The organism is Candidatus Cryptobacteroides sp. (genome assembly GCF_056207615.1).
This window is the reverse complement of the sequence record NZ_JBAEER010000100.1, coordinates 1-2,352: the sequence shown is the minus strand read 5'-3', so window position 1 is coordinate 2,352 and position 2,352 is coordinate 1. Positions and strand designations below refer to the sequence as shown.

The following is a 2,352-nucleotide window of genomic DNA, read 5'->3' as shown; positions in this document are numbered from 1 at the left end:
TATTTGTATATGCTCGTGATAAGCGCGAATATGTGGTAGCACTGCGCACGTTCGTCTTCCTTGTATGTGCCCGACATGGTCGTAGCCTCAGGATTGAAGATGATCCTTACGGCGTAGAGGTCATATATCTGATCAATGGTGACGCCCTTGGTCTGGATCTTATGCCATATCGAGTATGGAGTCTTCACGCGCTTCTTTATCTCGAACGAGAAGCCTGCCTGATTGAGTGCAGTCTCAATTGGTTCCATGAAGTCCTGGAGCTCCTTGGCCTTCGCATTGGCATCCTGGTTCACATGTTCTGCGATATCGACATAGGCGTCCGGCTCCTTGTACCTGAGCCAGATGTCCTCGAGTTCAGTCTTGATGCTGTAGAGACCGAGGCGATGGGCGAGAGGGATGAAGATGAACATGGTCTCGCTGAGGATCTTGTCCCTCTTGTACTCCGGCATGAACTCGATCGTACGACAGTTATGGAGACGGTCGGCAAGCTTGATGAGCACGACTCGGATATCGTCGTTCAGGGTTAGGAGGATGCGCTTGAAGTTCTCCGCCTGGATGCTCTCGGTCTTTGCCTGGTCTTCCTTGTCGAGCACGGTCTTGATCTTGGTGAGGCCGTCCACGAGCGAGGCTATCTTGTCTCCGAAAAGGTTTCGGAGGTCATCAATCGTGTAATCGGTATCTTCTACGACATCGTGCAGAAGGGCGGCCGCGATGGACTTGTAGCCAAGTCCGATGTCGCTGACCACTATCTTGGCGACAGCGATAGGATGGAGCATGTAAGGTTCTCCCGAACGACGTCTCACGTTCTTGTGGGCATTGTTCGCAAAATCGAAGGCCTGCTGCACCACTTTGAGCTCCTGCTCGTTGGAACAGCGCTTCAACGACGATGCCTTGAGATCCTCGTATGCTTCGTTGATTACGGCGTAATCCTGTTCAGTAAACTCCGATACCATCTATCTGTCCTAATCTTCGAGGTTATAACTATCAATGTTGTGGAAGCCTCTGCAGAGCATGCAGCCATACATGATGATCTGCCAGCTGAAGTTCATCCATGTCATGAAGAGAGGGATCGCTGCGAGGATTCCGTATACAGCGCTCAATCTTGTCACGAACAACTGGGTCGAGATGTAGAGGAACTGGAAACCGGTGAAAATGACTCCGGATATCACAGCGCTGATGAGCGCGTATCTATAACGTATCTTATATTGAGGGATGAGCTTGTACATGGCGGAAATCGTGAAGATAGCCACAACTCCGAAGAGGAGCCAGCTTAATACCGTCTTGAACACCTTGACGTCGATGATCCTGAATTCGGTGAGATCGATGAGGTAGGTGTAGAACATGATGCCGGCACCGAAGATGATCACGATGAAAGGAATGAGGATGAGTAGGGAGATATAGGTCAGCGACTTCTTCCATGCCTTTCGGTTGACCTGCTCGACGCAGTAGTTGGTCTTGGTGCGGTAGATATTGTTGAACACACGCTCGATGTTGATCATCAGCCAGATGATGGTCCATAGGAAGATGGCTCCGGAAACGAATCCGACCGGACCGGACATCAGGATGTCGATGATGTTGTTTGCCTTGTCGATGAGCACATCGATGAGCTCAGGCTGGACTGCATGCACATATTCATGCGCAAGCTCCTGGATCTTGTCCGAGAGACCGAGACCCTTGCTGACGAAGAATATGGTCGCAAGCAGAGGAACTAGTGCAAAGAATCCGAAATAGCTCAGCGCAACGCACTGGAAGCCCATGTGCTGCTCCCTGAACTCGGTGAAGATGAAGCGCACGAGCTTGACCGTCTTGAAGAATCGTCTCCTCGCGTCGGAAGAGATCGATTTCAAGTCGATCTTCCAGAGGTCGCTCGTAAAGGCGGGCCTCAGTGAGATATATGTACGCTTCCAGTTGTTCATCCTACCATCCGAATAGATTTCCCTGCACAGGTATCTCTGCTGTCGTCTTTGGCTCGGCAGCGTCATCCAGGATGACTTCCTGCTCCGGGATCATCGAGAGGAACTCCTCCTCGGTCACTATCCTGATTCCGAGTTCGTCCGCCTTCCTGATCTTCTCCGGACCTGGCTTCGAGCCTGCGAGTATGAATGAGGTCTTCTTGCTGACCGATGCACCGTTCTTTCCTCCGTTGGCCTCGACGAGCTTCTTCACGGCGTCACGGGAGATCGAGAAGTTACCGGTCACTACCACTGTCTGGCCTGCGAGCACGTCGGAAACCTTCTCGACGAGTCCGTCGACCTTGAGCTTGAGTCCGGCTTCGCGCAGCCTTTCGACTATGTCCCTATGGCGAGGGACTGCGGTCCAGGCGAGTATGCTGTCTGCGATGACCTCACCGAC

3 protein-coding genes are annotated in these 2,352 nt (G+C 52.2%); all 3 read right to left on the bottom strand.

The features are described from left to right. On the bottom strand, window positions 1-953 hold a 953-nt coding region (locus AC06ND_RS06145), incomplete at its 3' end, for an HD domain-containing protein (protein ID WP_475678116.1). A gap of 9 nt (window positions 954-962) precedes the next feature. After that, window positions 963-1,916 (bottom strand): YihY/virulence factor BrkB family protein, encoded by a 954-nt coding sequence (locus tag AC06ND_RS06140; RefSeq protein ID WP_475678115.1) that lies wholly within the window; start codon window positions 1,914-1,916, stop codon window positions 963-965. 1 nt (window position 1,917) lies between these two features. Continuing rightward, window positions 1,918-2,352 (bottom strand): BRCT domain-containing protein (locus tag AC06ND_RS06135; RefSeq protein WP_475678114.1); only part of this gene is annotated, 435 nt, incomplete at its 5' end.

Bases quoted from the DNA above. Each gene is read 5' to 3' on its own strand.
- AC06ND_RS06140 (WP_475678115.1), bottom strand. From the start codon at position 1,916: ATGAACAACTGGAAGCGTACATATATCTCACTGAGGCCCGCCTTTACG.